The sequence below is a fragment of the Streptomyces sp. bgisy159 genome, assembly GCF_965341775.1.
Lineage (GTDB): Bacteria > Actinomycetota > Actinomycetes > Streptomycetales > Streptomycetaceae > Streptomyces.
This window is the reverse complement of record NZ_CBDQZH010000052.1, coordinates 25,528-45,030: the sequence shown is the minus strand read 5'-3', so window position 1 is coordinate 45,030 and position 19,503 is coordinate 25,528. Positions and strand designations below refer to the sequence as shown.

Below are 19,503 nucleotides of genomic sequence, written 5' to 3'. Positions count from 1 at the left end.
ACCTGACACGGGGCGGTTCATGGGATCAGGTCGTCCAGGGTGAGGGAGGTCTTGGTGGCGGGTGGGGCGGACCTACCATCCGGCGTCGGGGTCGATGGAGGTGACGGGGCTGTGGGAGGCAGCCCTTTGGCGTGGTGCCGATGGCAGTGGCGTTGAGACTGACCGAGCAGTCCCAGCGCTCCTCCAGCAAGGGGTTATCCACCATCCCCGCACAACTCTCCTCGCAGATCGCTCAGGCCGACGCCGTCAGCGACGGAGTGCATTCGGGCGGGAGCTCCAGCGGCGGATGTCGTCCAACAGTCCGAGGGCCGCCTGAACAAGGGGATTCGCCGCCCCAGCGAACGTGACCCACCTGCCCCCTCTCGTGGCAGGGTATTGACGTGGCAACACCCTGCCAGGCGCAGCGGCTGACAGTTGCCCTGGGCGTGCTCAATCCTTTCTACGTACCGCAGTTTGCCAATGGGTCGAGAACCCGGAGGCTCACAGGGAAGATGGTCGAAAGGATGGTGGCATGTCGAATTTCCGGCGCATGGCCCTGCCCTTGCTGCAGATATTCAGGGAGGCGGTGAAATCTCCTTCCAGCGCGATATGGCAAGGGCTGACCGAGAACTACAGCGAACGGGCCGAGTTGACCCAGGAATGCCGGGAACTCGCGCACCGGGCGTTCCGTGACGGGGACCCCCGGAGCCACGAGCATCTGCACGACGTGCTCACGGACGTCTACGCGTACGAGTTCAGCCAGACCGCGGCGAGCAGCCCGGACCAGGACACGCAGCCGGTCATCAGGGACGTCACGAGCATCCTCGAGAACGCCATGCTGGAGAACGAGTTCCGGCAGGTCCCGGAGGCGTGGCTGAAGGGCTACCCCACCGGGGGCAAGGAGTACGTCCGCTGGCTCAAGGCCCTCATCCAGGAGCACCCGGCGAGTTCGCACCCCATGTACTCCCGCCATCTGGCCAAGTCGGCGACCACCGAGGACATCCGCTTCCTGCTGGCTCAGGAGACGTCTCTGGATCCCCGTTTCGACGACATCCTGGCCGTCATGCAGGTGGGCACCAAGGGTGCCGAGAAGATGGAGATCGCGGCGAATTACTGGGACGAGATGGGCAATGGCGACTTCGTAGAGGTACACACGACGCTGTTCTCCCAGTGCCTCGCCTCCATTGATGTGGACCAGGACTACATCGACCGGAATCTTCTGCTGGAAGCCAAGGAGTGCGGCAACATATCAGCCGCTATTGCCTTGTCCCGTCGGAATTACCAGCGAGCCATCGGGTACTACGGCGTCACCGAATTCCTGGCGCCCCGCAGGTTCCGTCAGCTGGTTACGGCGTGGGACCGGCTGGGGCTTCCGGCGGAGGGCAAGATCTACCACGACGTGCACATCGGAGTAGACGCCCGCCACGCGGCCGGCTGGTACAAGAACGTCATCGGTCCGGTCGTCGAGCGCGATCCGGACGCCGGGCGCGAGATCGCCCTAGGCACCTGCGTGCGCCTGAACAGCTCGCAGCGGTACCTCGACCGGGTTCTTGAGCACTGCGAGAGGCAGTCGGCGGCCGCCTGAGCCCGCGCCCCACCCCGCCCATGTGCCGGTGTCAGACCGGCTTGCGACTCATTCACCGGCCTTCCCACCAGAAAGGCATCACCCATGGCTCTCAACGAGCAGGGCTTCCGTGTGTTCTCCCTTCCCGAGACGGGCAGCGACATCCTGGAGAGCTTCGACGACCTGGGCTTCGACGAGTACATCGGCAACGGCAACCGCTGGCGGCGCTTCTCCCAGTACAAGCTGGTGCACAAGGACGGTGCCTGGGACTTCGAGCTGCTCCCGCACCGCCCGTACGTCACCTACTCCAAGTTCAACCCCATCGCGGGAGGGATCCGCCGCCACTACAAGCCGATCGAGGTCGACTTCACCGAGCACATCCGGGAGGCGTGTGCCCAGATCCCGCTGCCCGAGGACGACGTCTGGCAGATCAACGTCCACCAGTACCGGGTCATCACCAACAAGGATCTGCAGGGTGTCGTCGTTCCCGAAGGCGTCCACCAGGACGGCCACGAGTTCGTGGTGATCTCCGTCTACCGCAGGGCCGGCATTACCGGTGCGGAACTCACGCTGCGCAACGCGGAGGACAAGGAGACGCCGATCTTCACCACGACGGTCCAGGAGGGCCAGGCCGTCGCCTTCGACGACCGCCAGCTGTGGCACTACGTGACAGACATCGTGCCGGTCGAGGACGAGGGGTACCGGGACATCACCGTCGTGTCCTTCTCGCGCTGGAGCGAGCGCTGGTACGGCGAGGACTTCGAGACCGAGGCCGTCAGCCAGGGATGAGCACCGTCGTCAAGTACCACGCCCTGGGCAACGACTACCTGATCGCCGACCCCGCACAGGCGGCGCCCGCCCCCGGCGCGGACGCGACCCGGCTGCTGTGCGACCGGCACACCGGAATCGGCGCGGACGGAGTGCTATACGGCCCGCTCCCCGCCCAGGCCGACGGGGACGACGTGTTCGACGTGCGGGTCTTCAACTCGGACGGCTCGGAGTGCGCGCGTAGCGCGAACGGCCTCCGCGTCTTCGCCCGGTACCTACGCGAGTACGGCCACACCGAGCGGGACGAGATCACGCTCAGGACGTCCGGCGGGAGCGTGCACGTGCGCCTCGGCGGCCGTCCGGACGGCGTCGGCACCATCGACCTGGGCACCTGTACGCACCACGACCCCGGGCAGCCCGGCGGCGCCGAGTTGATCGACGTACCAGTGGACCTCGCCCCGGGAGTCAGGCTGAACATCACGGCCGTGTACAACGGCGTGCCGCATGTCGTCGTACCGGTCGACGACGCCGACGTCAGCTTGGCCGCGCGCCTCGGTCCCGCGCTCGTCGGCCACTCCCACTTCCCGGCACGGCCGAACATCGAGTTCCTCACCGTCGAGGACCGGCGCACCATCCGGATCGAGATTTGGGAGCGGGCCGCCGGATACACCCTGGCCTCCGGCAGCGGGGCCTGCGCCGCCGCCTGCGCCGCCCGGAGGCTGGGACTCATCGACGACAGGGTCACTGTGGTCATGCCGGGTGGGTCGGTGAAGGTGCAGATCACCGGCGACGAGCGGGTGCTGCTCACCGGGCCCTGCTCCCGCGTCGGGACCACGACCCTGGCCGACGAGTTCCTGTCGCTGCTGAGCACGGAGCGGCAACCATGAACCGGACGAGGGGAGTTCCCATGTCAGGCGCGCCCGCGAGCACAAGGTCCGGCCTGAAGATCGTGCCCGGAGCCTGCCCACTGGACTGCCCCGACGGATGCTCCTGGCAGGTCCAGGTCGAGAACGGAACGGCCGTCGGGCTGCGTGGCACCCCTGACCACCCGTACACACGCGGCGCTCTGTGCGTGAAGGTCAACCAGTACCTGGAGCACACCCGGGCGCCTGACCGCCTGCTCCACCCCCTGCGCCGGACCGGCCGCAAGGGCGAGGGCAGGTTCGTCCGCATCAGCTGGGACGACGCCCTCGACGAGATCGCCCGACGCCTGTCGGAGGTGATCGACCGGTACGGCGGCGAAGCGATCTGGCCCTACCAGGGGACCGGGAACCTGGGGTACGTCCAGGGGCTCCAGGGGCGGGCGGGCAGCCGGCTGTGGAACACGCTGGGCGCCTCCCGCCACGACATGACCATCTGCTCCATCGCGGGACTGGTCGGCACGGAGTACACGCTGGGCACCAGCCGCGGCATGGATCCGGAGGACCTGCGTCACTCGCGGCTGATCCTGCTGTGGGGCACCAACACCCTCACCACGAGCCACCACCTGTGGAAGGTGGTGGCGGAGGCCCAGCGGTCGGGGGCCCATGTGGTGGCCATCGATCCCGTCCTGACCCGTACGGCACGACTCGCCGACGAGCACGTGCCGCTCCGTCCGGGCACGGACGCCGCGCTCGCCCTCGGACTGCTCCACGTGGTGGTCTCCCTCGGCGCCGAGGACCGTGCGTATCTGGCGAAGCACACCCTGGGCTGGCCCGAGTTCCGCACCCGGATCGAGGAGTTCACGCCGGAACGCACGGCGCGGATCTGCGGGTTGCCGATGGAGAGCGTGGTGCGGCTGGGGGAGCGGCTGGCCGTGACCCGGCCCACCGGGATGAAGGCCGCGCAGGGGATCCAGCGGCACGCCGGCGGGGGCATGGCCCTGCGCACCCTCGCCGCACTGCCCGGGGTGACCGGCGACTGGAAGTACCCGGGGGGCGGTATCGCGTACTCGACGGACGGCTACTTCGGCGGCGACCGGGAGGCCCTCTACCGCGACGATCTGCTGCCCCATCCGGTGCGCAGCCTGTCGATGACCCGTCTCGGCGAGGCGCTCACCACCGTCGACGATCCGCCCGTCAAGGCGCTGTTCGTGTACGGGGCGAACCCGGCCGCCGCCGTGGGCGGGCAGGGCGCCGTGCGCGCCGGCCTGCTGCGCGAGGACCTGTTCACCGTGGTCATGGACCACTTCCACACGGACACGGTGGACTACGCGGACATCGTGCTGCCCGCCACGATGCAGCCGGAGCACGCCGACCTGCACGACGGGTACGGCCACCTGTACATCGCCTGGAACGAGCCCGCCGTCGAACCGCCCGGCGCCTGCCTGTCCACCACCGAGACGTTCCGCCGACTGGCGGCCCGGCTCGGCCTGAAGGACCCATGCCTGTACGCGTCGGACGAGGAACTGGCCCGGGAGCTGCTGTCCAGCGGGCACCCGTCGCTGGACGGGATCGACCTGGACCGGCTGCGCCGCGAGGGCTGGGCCCGGCTGAACTACCCGAGCCCCTTCTTGCCGTTCGCGGAGGGCTTCCCCACCCCGTCCGGAAAGCTGGAGTTCGTGTCGGCCACGGCGGCGGCGGATGGACACGACCCGCTGTGCGGCTACACCCCTCCGCGGGAGGCCGCCGACGAGGAGCTGGCGCGCCGGTTCCCGCTGGTGCTCATCTCGTCCGCGTCGCACTTCTTCCTCAACACGACCTTCGCCAACAAGGAGTCGCTGATCCGCCGGGCCGGCGGCCCCACGGTCGAACTCCATCCGGACGACGCGGCGGCCCGTGGGCTGACCGAGGGGCAGGAGGTCCGTGTCTTCAACAACCGGGGCGCCTTCACCGCGGAACTGCGGGTGGGGCGGTCCGTCCGCCCCGGGGTCGCCAGGACCACCAAGGGCCACTGGTCGAGGCTCATGGGCGGCGCGCCGGGCGTCAACGCCACGGTGGCCGAGCGGGACGCCGACATGGGGGGCGGAGCCGTCTATCACGACAACCGGGTGGAGGTATGCACAGCGGAATGACGCCGTAATTCTTTGTCACCCACCCTCTCACGCGAGCGCGAGGCCATGCGGATCGCTGTTGCATTCTTTCTTCCACCGCCGGGAAAACCGACCGACATCGGGCACCTCTTTCGCCAGTCGGATCGTTACGGCGATGAACTCCAGTACGTCCATGTGCATCCGGCGAACGGGCTTCTGTTGGTGACGATGTTCCTGCGCAGCCTCACCCAGCAGGCGGCGCTGGAGACCGCTCAGAGCCTGTGCTCGGAGGTGACGGAGCATCACCTCTCGCCGTCCTGGGTCCTGGTGGAAGTGGCCGCGGACGGCCAGGAAGGCAGCGCTTCGCAGGGGCTGTGAGCCCCGGGAAAACCCAGAAGAACAGTCAACGCAATGAATCACCAAGGGGAGACCCCTGTGTCCATATCGCAGACGGAGAACAACTCGGTGCGCTATCTCGTGGTGCTGAACCACGAGGAGCAGTATTCGATCTGGCCGGCCGCCCGGGAGATTCCTGCGGGCTGGCGCGCCGAAGGCACGGAGGGCACCGAGGAGGAATGCCTGGCGCACATCGACCGAGTCTGGACGGACATGCGTCCGCTGAGTGTCAGGACGGCCGGGGCGTGAACACGAGCATCGAGGAGACCCTCGCGGCGGTCGTGGCCGCCCTGTACCGCCGTACCCTCCAAGAGCGGATCACCGTCGGCTGCCTGGTGACAGAGGGGCCGGAGACACGCGAGGGCTGTGCCGAGTTCGAGGCGGACGCGTCGGAGACATTCGCCGGGCTGGTGACGCAGGCCGGGAAGGCGCTGGTCGACCTGGGGGACCAGGCGCGGACGGGCGGCGAGTCGCCGGAGCCTACCGTTTGGTTCAGCGGTGTGCCCGCCGACCCCGAGGGGCGGGCGGAGAACCGTCCGCTGGTCCGGCTCGCGGCGGACGGCACCGTCGAGGTGTCCGGCGGGCACGGCCAGGAGTGGGAGCCGGGTGAGACGGAGCTGTTCGAGCACGTCGTACGAGCCGTCCTGAGCGCCGGGCGGGCCGCGCTCGGGACCCCCCTCGCCCAGCTCCGGCTGACCTCGCCCGATACGAACACGGACGGTTTCTGGGGCTCGGCCCAGGCCCCGGAGCAGGCCGTCCGGCTGAACGAGCTGATCGCCGAGCAGGCCGCCCGCGGGCCGCGCGAGCCGGCGGTCAGCCACGCCGGGCAGAGCCTCAGCCGCGAGGAGCTGGACCGGCGCGCCCGGGCGCTGGCGGCTGCCCTCCAGGCGCAGGGCGTCGGCCCCGAGAGCGTCGTCGCCGTGCTGATGGAGCGCTCCCTCGACCTGATCGTCACGCTGCTGGCGGTGCTGAAGTCCGGCGCGGCGTACCTGGCGCTCAGCCCCGATGATCCCGCGCCGCGGCTGGCCGCCCTGACCGAGGACGCGGGGGTGCGGGTCGCCGTCGCCCCGCCCGGCCTGGCCGGACTCGTGCCTGAGGGCATCGCCGTCCTGGACCCCGCCGACCACACGGTCGAGGCCGAGGCCTTCGTGCCGCCCACCGGGCTGACGCCGGACCACCTCGCCTACCTCTGCTACACCTCCGGCTCGACCGGCGAGCCCAAGGGCGTCGGCGTACCGCATCGTGCCGTGTCCCGGCTGGTGCGCGGCACGGACTGGGTGGACATCCGGCCCGACGACGTCTTCCTCCACCTGTCCCCGGTCTCCTTCGACGCCGCCACGTTCGAGATCTTCGGTGCCCTGGTGAACGGCTGTCGGCTGGCGGTGCTGCCCGCCGGGCGCATCGAGATGGAGCAGCTGGCCACAACCGTACGGGACGAGCAGGTCAGCGTCCTGCTGCTGCCGACCGGTCTGCTGCACGCGACGATCGCGTCCCGGATCGACGTCTTCACCGGCGTGCGCCATGTCCTGACCGGCGGGGACGTCGCCTCCGCCCCGCATGTGCGGCAGCTCTTCGAGGCCCACCCGGGTGTGGTCTACACCAACGGGTACGGCCCGACGGAGAACACCACGTACACCACCTGCTGGACGAGCGACACCCCGCCGCCGGGCGCGTCCGTGCCGATCGGAGCCCCCGTCAGCGGCACGTCCGTGGCCATCCTGGACGCCGGGCTCGACCCGGTGCCGCCGGGGGTGGCGGGCGAGCTGTACACCGCGGGCGAGGGACTGGCCCGGGGCTATCTGAACCGGCCGGCCGCGACCGCCGCCCGCTTCCTCCCGCACCCGTCGCCGCGGCGCCCCGGGGAGCGGATGTACCGGACTGGCGACCTGGCCAGGCGCCGGGCCGACGGCACCGTGGAGTACCTGGGCCGGGCGGACCGGCAGGTCAAGGTGCGGGGCTACCGCGTCGAACTCGGCGCGGTCGAGGAAGCGCTGACCGGCTGCCCCGAGGTCTCGGTCGCCGCGGTCGCCGCGCAGGACGACGGCGGAACGGGCCAGCGGCTCATCGCCTACGTCGTCCCGGCGGAGTCCGCAGCCAGCACCACCGACCCGGCCGCCCTCGGCACGCTGCTGCGGGACCGGCTCGCCGCCCGCCTCCCGGCCTACATGGTCCCCTGGGCGGTCCTGGTCCGCCCGCACCTGGAGCTGAACCGCAACGGCAAGGTGGACCGCAGGGCCCTGCCCGCGGTGAGCCGGCAGCCCCGCACCGTCTGGAACGAGTACGTGGCGCCCACCACCGAACTGGAGCAGCGGCTCGCCGACCTGTGGGGACAGGCCCTCGGCATCGAACCCGTCGGGGTGGAGGACGACTTCTTCGACCTTGGCGGCCACTCCCTGATGGCGGCGGAGCTGCTGTCCGCCCTGCACGAGCAGTTCGGCGTCGACATCCCCGCGCGCACGCTCTACCTGCGCCCGACGATCGCCGAACTCGCCACCGCGATCGAGGCCGCCGCCCCCACCGACGGCTGAACCAAGCCGACGCCCGGCCGTGCGCGGCCGTCCGGCCGCCCCGCCTTCGCCCGGCCTCACCCAAGGACAGGACCACCCACCATGCTGGACATCACCCCGTCGGCGGCGCGCTGCCCCGTGGCGCACAACCTCGGCGACCTGACCGATCCCGGCCTGTACAGCTCCGGTGACCCGCACACGACCTGGGCCCAGCTGCGGGCCCACGCGCCGGTGAGTCGCCGGACGGCGGCCGACGGCCAGCCGTACTGGTCCATCACCAAGTACGCCGACGTCGACCACGTCCTGCGCGACCACGCGACGTTCACCTCCGAGCGCGGCACGCTGCTGGTGCTCCTGGGCCGCGACGACCCGGCGGGCGGCCGGCAGATGGCCGCGACCGACCCGCCCCGTCATGCCGACCTCCGGGAGCCGCTGCAGAGGGCCCTCGCGATCAAGCAGGTTGAGGCGAAGCGGGAGCAGATCCGCGCCGCGGTCCTCCCCCTGATCACCCCGCTCGGCGACGGCGGCCCCTACGACCTGGCCGAGCGCATGACCAGGATGCCGATGGCGGTCATCGGCACCCTGATGGACCTGCCGCACGCGGACCGAGCCCGGCTCATCGAACTCACCGCCGCCGCGATCGCCCCCGACGACCCCCGCTTCGCCCGCCCCGGAGGCACGCAGGCCGTCCTCAAGGCAGCCCACCGCGAACTGTTCGCCTACTTTCAGGACCTGGTGAAGGGCCGTCAGAAGGCGCCCGGCGACGACCTCGTCAGCCTACTGCTGCGGATGGAGCTGGACGGGCGGCGGCTGACGCTCGGCGAGATCGTCGCGAACTGCTACAGCCTGCTGCTCGGCGCCAGCGTAACCATGGCCCAGGTGCCGGTCACCGCGCTCGACGAGCTGATGGGCACCCCCACCCTCGACGACTGGGCGGGCGATTCCTCCGCGCTCGCCACCGGCGTCGAGGAGGCGCTGCGCTGGTCGTCGCCCACCAACCACTTCATGCGGTACGCCACCCGCGACGTCGAACTCCGCGGCCAGCGCATCGGCGCGGGCGACCCGGTCGTGGTGTGGCTCGGTTCGGCCAACCGGGACGAGGAGGTCTTCCCCGACCCGTTCACCTTCGACATCCGGCGTCGGCCCAACAAGCACATCGCGTTCGGCATCGGACCGCACTACTGCGTGGGGCACACCGTGGCCCGGGTTTCGCTGCGGGTCGTGATGGCCGAACTCTTCAGCCGCTTCACCGAGTTCGCGCCGGCGGGCCCAGGCAGGCGGCTGCACTCCAACATCATCAACGGCTGGGAAAGCCTGCCGATCACGGCGCGGAACCGGCTCAAGCGGGCCCCCGTCGCGTACTGACCCGTCCGTCTCCAGAGCCCACCAGAGGACTGACCCATGACATCGACCACCACACGGCGTAGCCGACTCTTTCTGCGTGAGCCGCTGCCCGAGGCCCGGGCGCGGGTCTTCCTGCTCCCCTACTCGGGGTGCGGCGCCAGCATGTACCGGCAGTGGCCGGTGCTGCATGAGGGCGTCAACTTCTGCCCGGTGCAGCTGCCCGGCCGGGAGAACCGCATGCGGGAGGAGCCCTTCGACAGCTACGAGGCCATGGCGGACGCCCTGGCCTCGGAGCTGCTGCTGTACCTGGACCGGCCCTACGCCCTGTTCGGCCACTGCAGTTCCGCGCTCGCCGCGTACGAGACAGCGCTGCGGCTGACCGAGCGCGGTGCCCCGCCGCCCGCCCGGCTCGTCGTCTCCTCCGAGGTCGCCCCGCAGGACGGCCCGTACGGGCGGTTCCTGGAGATGACCGACGCCGAACTGGCCGAGGAGCTGCGCGACCTGCTGGTCGGCATGGGAGGCGAGCCGCATCCGGGGCTTATCGACCTGGCCCTGGGCGTGCTGCGGCACGACGTGGAGGTCAACAAGCGCTACCACGTGCCCGAGCCGCGCCGGCTGCCGTGCCCCATTACCTCCGTCGGCTGGAGCCGTGACACCGGGATCGAGCCGCGCCTGATGGGCGGCTGGACGGCCTGCGGCGACACCGAGCAGGTCGTCCTCGACGGCGACCACTACGCGTTCGTCGCCGCGCCCGAGGCCCTGCTCCGCCTGTTCACCGACATATCCGCGACCGCATAGGACGGACAGCCCATGGCTCTCACCGACCGTGCGCAGGGATCACTGTCGCCGGCCAAACTCGCCCTGCTGGCGAAGTTGCGGGGCGAGCGGACCGGGCCCGCGCCGACCCCGCGCCCCGCCCTGCCTCGCCGCCCCGATCCTGGCACGGCCTCGGCGACCCACGCCCAGGAGTCCCTGTGGTTCCTCGACCAGTACCTGGGGGACGAGGCCGCCGCCTACAACCTCGGGTCGGCGCTGCGAATGCCCGGGAACCTGGACGTCGGGCTGCTCGCGGAGTGCCTGACCGCGCTGGTTGCCCGGCACGAGGCGCTGCGGACGACGTTCGGCACCGTCGACGGCCGGTTGCGCCAGCGGTTCTCCGCGCCGGGGCCGGTGGCGCTGCCGGTCCGGGACGCCGATCCGGCACGGCCCGACGAGGCGATCGTGGCGGCCCTGCGCGAGCCCTTCGACCTCGAGGCGGGCCCGCTGCTGCGCCCCGTGCTGTTCCGGCTCGGCCCGCACGACCACATCCTGCTGCTCACCGTCCATCACATCGTCTGCGACGGGGCGTCCGTCCAGATCCTGCTCCGTGAACTGGCCGAGGTGTACACCGCACGGGCGGCCGGCGGCCGGGAGGACCTGCCGCCGCTCACCGCCCGCTTCGGGGACTGGGCCGCTTGGACACGCGAGCCTGGGCCGGAGAGCGAGGTCCAGGACCGCCTCGCCTACTGGAAGGAGCGCCTCGCGGACGCGCCGGCCCTGCTGGAGCTGCCCACCGACCGGCCACGGCCCGCCGTCCGCACGCGCTTCGAGGGGGCGGAGACCGCCACCGTCGTCGGCCCGGCGGCCACCGCCGCGCTGCGCGTGCTGTGCCGGGAGGAAGGGGCGACCCTGTTCACGGCCGTGCTCGCTGCCTATCAGGTGCTGCTGGCGCGGCACTCGGGGCAGCGGGACATCTGCGTCGGGGTGCCGGTCGCGGGCCGTTCGCGGCCCGAGACGCGGGACATGGTCGGCCTGTTCGTCAACACCGTGGTCGCCAGGGGCCGGGTGGACTCCACCCTGACCTTCCGCGGTCTGGTCCGGGCGGCCCGGCAGACCATGGCTGAGGCCTACGACCACCAGGACGTCCCGTTCGACCAGGTGACCGCCGCGCTGTGCCCTGACCGCACCGCCGCGCACAACCCGCTGTTCCAGGCCTACCTGGACGTCACCCCGGCCCGGGAACCCGCGTCGGCCGCGGCCAGCACCGACTGGCGGGAGTACCCGCTGCCCGCCCCCTACGCCAAGTTCGACCTCAGCCTCGGGCTCACCGAGCGCGAGGACGGGCTGGAGGCGCTCTTCGGCTACCGCACCGACCTGTTCGCCCCCGACTCGATCGAGCGGCTCGCCGCGCGCTTCGTCCGGCTGCTCGGCTACCTGGCCGCCCAGCCGGACCTGCCGCTGGCGGACCTGCCGCCGCTGCCGGAGGACGAGCTGCGCGAGGTGCTCGCGGGGGGCACCGGTGAGACGGTCCGCATCAACGACGACGCCCTCGGCACGGCACTGGCCGACCGGGCCGCGCGGACGCCCGACGCGGTGGCCGTCCGGTTCGAGGGCGCGGAGCTGACGTACCGGGAACTCGACGCCCGGGCGTCCCGGCTCGCCCGGCTGCTGATCGCGCAGGGCGCTGGTCCCGGCCGGGTGGTCGCCGTGGACGTGCCGCGGTCCCTGGAGCTGATCGTCGTCCTCGGCGCGATCGCCCGCAGCGGTGCCGCCTACCTGCCGCTGGACCGCGACCACCCGGCGGACCGGCTGCGGTTCATGCTGGAGGAGGCCGCGCCGGTCTGCCTGCTGACCACCAGCCGGTCGCCCTGCCCCCGGCCGGACACGCTGCCCTGGGTGGCCATGGACGACCCCGCGTTGGAACAGCGGCTCGCCGCGCTGCCGGCCGGCCCGCTGCTCGACGATGAGCTGCGCGCGCCCCGGCATCCGCTGGACCCCGCCTACGTGCTGTACACCTCGGGCTCGACCGGGCGCCCCAAGGGCGTGCTGGTGCCGCAGCGGGGCATCCTCAACCGGCTGCGCTGGATGCAGTCCGCCTATCCGCTGACCGCGGCCGACCGGGTGCTGCAGAAGACCCCGTCGTCCTTCGACGTGTCGGTGTGGGAGTTCTTCTGGCCGCTGCTGGAGGGGGCGACCCTGGTGGTGGCCCGGCCCGACGGCCACCGCGATCCCGCCTACCTCGCGGAGCTGGTCCGGCGTGAGGGCGTCACCACGCTGCACTTCGTGCCGTCCATGCTCGATGTCTTCCTCCAGGAACCGACGGCCGCCGGCTGCCGGAGCTTGGGGCGGGTGCTGTGCAGCGGGGAGGCCCTTCCCGCAGCGCTGGCCGACCGGTTCCACGCGGTGCTGCCCCATGTGGAGCTGCACAATCTGTACGGCCCCACCGAGGCCTCCGTCGACGTGACCGCCTGGCCCTGCCCGGCGGGCGGGTCCGGCGCCGACATCCCCATCGGCCGGCCGGTGTGGAACACGGCGGCGCGCGTCCTCGACGACGGTTTCCAGCCCATGCCGCCGGGCAGCCCCGGTGAACTGTGCCTCTCCGGCGACCAGCTCGCCCTCGGCTACCTCGGCCGGCCGGGACTGACCGCCCAGCGGTTCGTCCCCGATCCCTGGGGGCCGCCGGGGTCCCGGATGTACCGCACCGGGGACCTGGCACGGGTGCGCGGCGACGGGGCGCTGATGTTCCTCGGCCGGGCCGACCACCAGGTGAAGATCCGCGGTCTGCGGATCGAACTCGGCGAGATCGAGGCCGTACTGGCCGGGCATCCGGCCGCGGCGCGCGTGGTGGTGACGGTCCGCACGGACCGGCCGGGGGAGCAGCGACTGACCGCCTACGTCACCGGCGCCGGCGACGCGCTCCCCGGCCCGGAGGAGCTGCGGGAGCTGGCCGCGGCGGCGCTTCCAGCGTACATGGTCCCCGCTGACATCGTGGTGCTCGACCGGTTTCCCACCACGGTCAGCGGCAAGGTCGACCGTGCTGCCCTGCCCGCGCCGGCGGCACCGCGCCAGGACGCCGCCGAGCGGCCGGCGACGGACCGGGAGGCCGTGCTGTGCGCGCTCTACGCCGACCTGCTGGGCTTGGACGGAGTCGGACCGCTGGACGACTTCTTCGCCCTGGGCGGCGACAGCATCGGCTCGATCCACCTGGTCGGCAGGGCCCGGCGGGTCGGTCTCCAGCTCACTCCGCGGCAGGTCTTCGAGCACCGGACCCCCCGCGCCCTGGCCCAGGTGGCGGCGGTCACCGGTGCCGACGAGGGCGGGGCCGCGGAGGACGACGGCAGCGGCACGGTCCCGCTGACGCCGATCATGTGCTGGTGGCGCGGCCAGGGTGGCCCGACCGCGGGCTTCCACCAGTCCCTGCTGGTGAGCACCCCGCTCGGGATGACGGATCGTCAGCTCGCCGAGGTTCTGCAGGCGTTGCTGGACCGGCACGACATGCTGCGCGCCGCGCTGGTCACGACCGAGCAGGGCGAGGAGCTGCTGGAGGTGCCCGCACCGGGCTCCCGGTCGGCCGAGGACGTGCTGACCCGCGTCGAGGCGGACCCGGCCGGGGCGGCGGCGGGAGCCAGTCTGCGGGACCGCCACGAAGCGGAGGCCGCCGCCCGGCTGGTCCCCGAGGCGGGCCGCATGGTCGACGCCGTATGGTGGGACGCCGGTCCCGACGCGCCGGGACAACTGCTGCTCCTCGTCCACCACTTGGCGGTCGATGGCGTGTCCTGGCGCATCATCGGGGACGATCTGGCGCAGGCCTGGCAGGCGGTGGCCCGGGGCGAACGGCCCCGGCTCGATCCGGTCCCGGTCTCCTTCCGCCGCTGGGCGCGGCTGCTGCACCGGACGGCGATCGACCCCGCTCGGGAGGCCGAGGCCGGGTACTGGCAGCGGGTGGGGCAGGCCGGTGACGCCGGCGCGGAGCAGGCAAAGAGCGTGCCGGGGCGCACCGCCGACGAGGTCGTCACCCTGGAGCGGACGCTGCCGGCCGGCCTCACGGCGCAGCTGCTGGGGCCCGTGCCCGAGGCCTTCCGCACCGGCCCCGAACAGGTGCTGCTGTTTGGGCTCGCCCTGGCGGTCACCGCCTGGCGGGCCGGTCACGGGCACGCGGCGTCCGGCCGGGTCCTCGTCGACCTGGAGGGCCACGGCCGGGAGGAGTCCCTCGGCGGCCTGGACCTGTCCCGGACCGTCGGCTGGTTCACCACCCTCTACCCGGTGGCGCTCGATGTCACCGGCATCGACACGGACGACGCCCTCAAGGGCGGCCCCGCCGCGGGCACCGCGCTGAAGCGGGTCAAGGAACAACTGGCCCAGGTGCCGGACCGGGGTATCGGCCACGGACTGCTGCGGTGGCTCAACCCGGCCACCGCCCCCGCCCTGTCCGCAGCCCCCGCACCGCTGATCGGCTTCAACTACCTCGGCCGGTTCGCCGCCACCGGCGCCGAGGTGACCGTGCGGGACTGGGCGGCCGTACCTGGCGAGCCGCTGGTCGGCGGTGGTGTCCCGGATGGCACACCGGTGCCCCACCCGCTGGACATCGTGGCGATCACCGAGGACGGGCCGGAGGGTCCCCGGCTGACGGCTGGCTTCTCCTGGCCCGCGGGCCGGTTCACCGAGCCGGACGTCGCCGCGCTCGCCGGCCTGTGGGAGCGCGCCCTGGCCGGGCTGGCCCGGCACGCGGCCCGGCCCGGCAGCGGCGGAACGACCCCGTCGGACCTGACGCTCGGCGGGCTCAGCCAGCAGGAGATCGACGAACTGGAGGCGGAATTCGCCATGGCAGGAGAGGAAGAACTGTGATCAGTGAGGCCAGGCACGAGGCCGCCGGCAGCGAGCCGTCGGTGGCCCAGCGCAGCCTGTGGTTCCTCGACCGGATGGCGCAGGGACGGCCCCTCAACTCCCTCGCCTGGCGCGTCGAACTGGAGGGGGCGCTCGACACGGACGCGCTGCGCACGGCGCTGGAGACCGTCGTGGCCCGCCACGACAGCCTGCGCACGAGGTTCCCCGAGCGCGACCGGCGGCCGGTGCGCCTCGTCGAGGACCAGGTGGACGTGCCCTTCGTCGTCGAGGACCTGCGGACGGTGCCGCTCGCGGAGCGCGCCGCGGAACTGCGGCGGTCCTGCGCCAAGGACGTCGCCGCGGGCTTCGACCTGGCGCGGGGCCCGCTCCTGCGCGCGCGGCTGCTGCGCACCGCCGACACGACGCACCATCTGCTGCTGGTGGTCCACCACATCGTCTTCGACGCGGTCTCGCTGGACCTGCTGCTCGACGAGCTGGACGCCTGCTACGCGGCGACGGCCCAGGGACGGCAGCCCGAACTGGCCGCCTTGCCGGCGACCTACGACCAGTACTGCGAGGAGCAGGAGGCGCTGCTGACCGGGCCCGGACGCGGCGTACTGGCCGAGTACTGGCGCCGTCAGCTTGCCGACGCCCCGCCGCTCGTCGGCCCGCCCACCGATCGGCCGCGCGGACCCGAGCAGTCGTACGCCAGCGCCGAGCACATGCTGCGCCTAGACGCCGGACTGTCGCAGAAGGTGCGGGAGTTTGCGCGGGCGGAGCGCACCACGCCCTTCACGGTCCTGCTCGCGGCGTTCCAGCTGCTCCTGGCCCGGCTCTCCGGTCAGCGGGACGTCGTCGTCGGCTCCACCGTGTCCGGCCGGACCCACAGCCGGTACCAGCCGCTCATCGGGTTCTTCGTGAACACGGTGGCGCTGCGCGGCCGGATCGGCGCCGGGGACTCGTTCCGCACGCTGGTCCGCCAGGCCCGCACCACCGTGTTCGACGCCGTCGACCACCAGCGGCTGCCGTTCGACACGGTCGTCGACGAATTCAAGCCGGACCGCTCGCTCAGCCACAGCCCGCTGTTCCAGGTGCTGTTCGGCATGCGCACCCCCGTCCGCGCGGGCGGACGCCCCGGCGGTCTGGCCGTCCGGAACGTGGAGCAGGTCGACAACGGGCACTCGCAGTACGAACTCCTGGTGGCGGCCATCGACGAGGGGGACAGCTTCGACCTCCTCGTCGAGTACACGCCCTCCCTGTACGACGCGGCGTCGGTCATCGCGCTCAGTGAGCGGTACCGGCAGCTGCTGCACTCGGCCCTGGCCGGTCCCGACGCCCCCGCCGACACGCTCGACCTGCTCGGACCGGTGCTCACGCACCAGGTGCTGCGCGAGTGGAACGACAGCGCGCGTGAAGTGGCGAACCGAACCCTGCCCCAGGCCTTCGAGGACGCCGCCACCCGCTTCGGCGCCGCGACCGCTGTCGAGTGCGGCGAGAACCGGCTCACCTACGAGGAGCTGAACGCCGCGGCTAGCCGGCTGGCCCGGCTGCTGATCGCACGGGGCATCGGACCCGAGGACATCGTCGCCGGGGCGCTGCCGCGGACCACCGACTACGTCGTCGCGTTCCTCGCCACGGTCAAGGCGGGTGCCGCCTACCAGCCGCTGGACCTGGCGCATCCGCAGGAACGCCTGCGCACCGTGCTGGCCGACTCCCGGCCCGCCGCCGTGCTGTCCCTCGGTTCCGCGCATCCCGCCGCGCCCCCCGGCTGCCCGGCCCTGGTGCTGGACGCGCCGGAGATCCGCGCGGAGCTGGCGGGGCTCTCCGCGGCCGATGTGACGGACGCCGAGCGCACCACGCCGCTGCTGACCGCCCACCCCGCCTACCTCATCCACACCTCCGGCTCGACGGGCCGCCCCAAGGGCGTCCTCGTGTCCCACACCGGCCTGGACAATTTCGCCGGCAGCCACGCGGAGAGGTTCGCGCTGACCCCGGAGAGCCGGGTGCTGCAGTTCGCCTCCCCCGCGTTTGACGCGTCGGTCGGGGACCTCGTGATGGCTCTGTACGCCGGCGCCGCGCTGGTGCTGCCGCTGGACGAGGAGCGCGTGCCCGGGCCGCCGCTGCGCGAGCTGCTGCACCGCCGGCGCATCACCCATGCCGTCCTGCCGCCCGCGGTGCTGACTGTGCTGGACCCCGACGACGCGCTGCCCCCGGGCTGCACCCTTGTCGTCGCCGGGGAGGCCTGCCCGGGCGAGCTGGCCGGGCGGTGGTCCGCCGGACGCACGATGATCAACGCCTACGGCCCGACGGAGGCCACGGTCTGCGTCACCATCAGCGAACCGCTGCGCGGCAGCGAGGCACCGCCGCTCGGCCGGCCGACGTGGAACACGCAGATCTACGTCCTCGACGCGGCCGGTCTGCCCGTCCCGCCGGGTGTCACCGGCGAGCTGTACATCGGCGGTGACCAGCTGGCCCGCGGCTATCTGGGCCGGCCGGCGCTGACGGCGGCGGCCTTTGTGCCAGATCCGTACGGGACGCGGCCCGGTGGCCGTCTCTACCGGACGGGGGACCGCGGCCGCTACCGCAGGGACGGCACCCTGGAGTACCTCGGCAGGAACGACGACCAGGTGAAGATCCGGGGCTACCGCATCGAACCCGCCGAGGTCACGGCCGTGCTGGTGGGCCATCCCGAGGTGGTCTCGGGCGTCGTCGTGGCCCGCGAGGACTCCCCCGGCGAGCGCCGGCTGGTGGCGTACGCGGTGCCCGTCCCGGGCGGCGCCGTGGACCCCGCCGAGCTGCGGGCGCACGTGGCCGCACAGCTGCCGGCCCATCTGGTGCCGTCGGCGTTCGTCCTGCTCGATGCGCTGCCCCTGACCCCCAACGGGAAGGTGGACCGGGCCCGGCTGCCGGTCCCGGCCGGCCCTCGGGGCTGCGCCGATGAGGAGCCGGTGACGGCGCTCGAGCGGCTGCTGGCCGTCCTGTGGAGCGACATGCTGGACACCGCGGTGCCGGAACTCGGCCGTGACGACGACTTCTTCGCCCTCGGCGGCCACTCGCTGTCGGCGGTCGCCCTGGCTGGCTCGCTGCAGGAGATGTTCGACCTGCCGCTGACGGCCGCCGTGGTGTTCCACGCCCCCACCATCGGCCGTCTCGCGACCCGGCTCACCACGGAACTCGGTGGCCCGGACGCCGCCGAACCGGCCGCCGAACTGCTGCTGGAGCTGCTGGCGATGAGCGAGGACGAGGCGTCCGCCAGGCTCACGGAAGAAGCTGACCTGACATGAACGACGCCGCCTGGTTCCCGGGCCGCCGCCGGGTCACCGATCCCCGCGTCAGGATGTTCTGCCTGCCGCACGGGGGCGCCGGCGCCTCCGCGTACCGCGGCTGGCAGGAGGCTCTCGGGCCGGAGGTGGAGGTCGTACCCGTCCACCTGCCGGGGCGGGAGAGCAGAGTGGCCGAGCCCCCGGAAGGGGACATGCGCCGCCTCGCCGCCCGGTTGGCCGAGCCGCTGGCCCGGCGGGCGGCCGGCCTGCCGTACGCCGTCTTCGGCCACAGCATGGGCGCGTGGCTCGGCTACGAGGTCACCCGCCTGCTGGAGGCGGCGGGCCGCCCGCCGGCCGTGCTGATCGCCTCCGGTGCGCCAGCCCCGAGCCTGCCGGTCGTGCGGGACCAGCCGCTCCACCTGCTGTCCGACGAGGCCCTCATGGCCCATCTCGGCGCGCTGGCCGGCACCCCGAGCAGCGTGCTCACCAGCCAGGACCTGCTGGAGCTGGTCGTCCCCGCCCTGCGCGCGGACTTCCGGGCGTGCGAGACGTACGTCCACGGCGACGAGGCCCCGCTGTCGGTGCCGCTCGTCGTCCTCGGCGGCGACGCCGACGCCGGCACCCCGGTCGACTCCCTCGGCCCCTGGCGCGACCTCACCCGGCTGCCGGCGACGATCTCGGTCCTGCCCGGCGGCCACTTCTTTCACCACGACGACACCAACAGGGAGGCAGTCATGGCCATCGTCTCGGACGCGCTCCAGCGGGCGGCGTCCGCCCGGCCCGCGCCCGCCGCCGTCACCCCCGAGGAAGCCGTGCGCACCTACTACAGCCTGGTGGACGCCAAGGACTTCACCGGACTGGTCGAACTGTTCACGCCCACGGCCGTCTACCGGCGGCCCGGGTACGAGCCGCTGGTCGGCAGGGAGGCGCTGGCCGCCTTCTACCGCGGCGAACGCGTCATCGTCGACGGCCGGCACTCCGTCACCACCCTGGTGGCGGAGGGCAACAGGGTGGCCGTCAACGGCACGTTCAACGGCACGGTCAAGGACGGCCGCGAGGTGGGCCTGCGGTTCGCGGACTTCTTCACGCTCGACGACGACGGCCGCTTCACCGAGCGGGACACCTTCTTCTTCACCCCGATGGTGTGAT

Annotated in this window: 12 protein-coding genes; all 12 read left to right on the top strand. The window is 72.4% G+C overall.

The features are described 5' to 3' along the window. Nucleotides 1-511: 511 nt before the first annotated feature. Nucleotides 512-1,564 carry an iron-containing redox enzyme family protein gene (locus tag ACSLTV_RS31960; protein WP_435613384.1) on the top strand — a complete coding sequence of 351 codons (1,053 nt, stop codon included), beginning with the start codon at nucleotides 512-514 and terminating at the stop codon, nucleotides 1,562-1,564. Between the two features lie 84 nt (nucleotides 1,565-1,648). Further along, nucleotides 1,649-2,332: a 2OG-Fe dioxygenase family protein gene (locus ACSLTV_RS31955; RefSeq protein WP_435613383.1), complete on the top strand. Its 684-nt coding sequence runs from the start codon at nucleotides 1,649-1,651 to the stop codon at nucleotides 2,330-2,332. Next, a complete protein-coding gene (gene dapF, locus ACSLTV_RS31950; RefSeq protein ID WP_435613382.1) occupies nucleotides 2,329-3,198 on the top strand; it encodes a diaminopimelate epimerase in 870 nt (289 codons plus the stop codon). The genes ACSLTV_RS31955 and dapF overlap by 4 nt, the downstream gene beginning before the upstream one ends. 20 nt (nucleotides 3,199-3,218) lie before the next feature. Beyond that, complete coding sequence (locus ACSLTV_RS31945) at nucleotides 3,219-5,303, top strand: molybdopterin-containing oxidoreductase family protein (RefSeq protein WP_435613381.1); 2,085 nt, start codon at nucleotides 3,219-3,221, stop codon at nucleotides 5,301-5,303. Nucleotides 5,304-5,348: 45 nt separating this feature from the next. Next, nucleotides 5,349-5,639: a hypothetical protein gene (locus ACSLTV_RS31940; RefSeq protein ID WP_435613380.1), complete on the top strand. Its 291-nt coding sequence runs from the start codon at nucleotides 5,349-5,351 to the stop codon at nucleotides 5,637-5,639. A gap of 33 nt (nucleotides 5,640-5,672) precedes the next feature. After that, on the top strand, nucleotides 5,673-5,906 hold the full coding sequence (locus tag ACSLTV_RS31935) for an MbtH family protein (protein ID WP_435613379.1): 234 nt from the start codon (nucleotides 5,673-5,675) through the stop codon (nucleotides 5,904-5,906). After that, nucleotides 5,903-8,185 carry an amino acid adenylation domain-containing protein gene (locus tag ACSLTV_RS31930; protein ID WP_435613378.1) on the top strand — a complete coding sequence of 761 codons (2,283 nt, stop codon included), beginning with the start codon at nucleotides 5,903-5,905 and terminating at the stop codon, nucleotides 8,183-8,185. Before ACSLTV_RS31935 ends, ACSLTV_RS31930 begins: the two co-directional genes overlap by 4 nt. Before the next feature lie 81 nt (nucleotides 8,186-8,266). Then, nucleotides 8,267-9,529, top strand: coding sequence for a cytochrome P450 (locus ACSLTV_RS31925; protein ID WP_435613377.1), 1,263 nt, complete (start codon nucleotides 8,267-8,269; stop codon nucleotides 9,527-9,529). Between the two features lie 36 nt (nucleotides 9,530-9,565). Beyond that, the gene (locus ACSLTV_RS31920; protein WP_435613376.1) at nucleotides 9,566-10,306 is read left to right on the top strand and encodes a thioesterase II family protein; all 741 of its coding nucleotides are present in this window, start codon (nucleotides 9,566-9,568) and stop codon (nucleotides 10,304-10,306) included. A 12-nt stretch (nucleotides 10,307-10,318) separates the two neighbouring features. Further along, entirely contained in the window at nucleotides 10,319-15,112 is a 4,794-nt protein-coding gene (locus ACSLTV_RS31915) for an amino acid adenylation domain-containing protein (protein WP_435613375.1), read from the top strand. Next, a complete protein-coding gene (locus ACSLTV_RS31910; protein ID WP_435613374.1) occupies nucleotides 15,109-18,375 on the top strand; it encodes a non-ribosomal peptide synthetase in 3,267 nt (1,088 codons plus the stop codon). The genes ACSLTV_RS31915 and ACSLTV_RS31910 overlap by 4 nt, the downstream gene beginning before the upstream one ends. Further along, entirely contained in the window at nucleotides 18,372-19,502 is a 1,131-nt protein-coding gene (locus ACSLTV_RS31905) for a thioesterase domain-containing protein (RefSeq protein WP_435613373.1), read from the top strand. Before ACSLTV_RS31910 ends, ACSLTV_RS31905 begins: the two co-directional genes overlap by 4 nt. Nucleotide 19,503 lies beyond the last annotated feature (1 nt).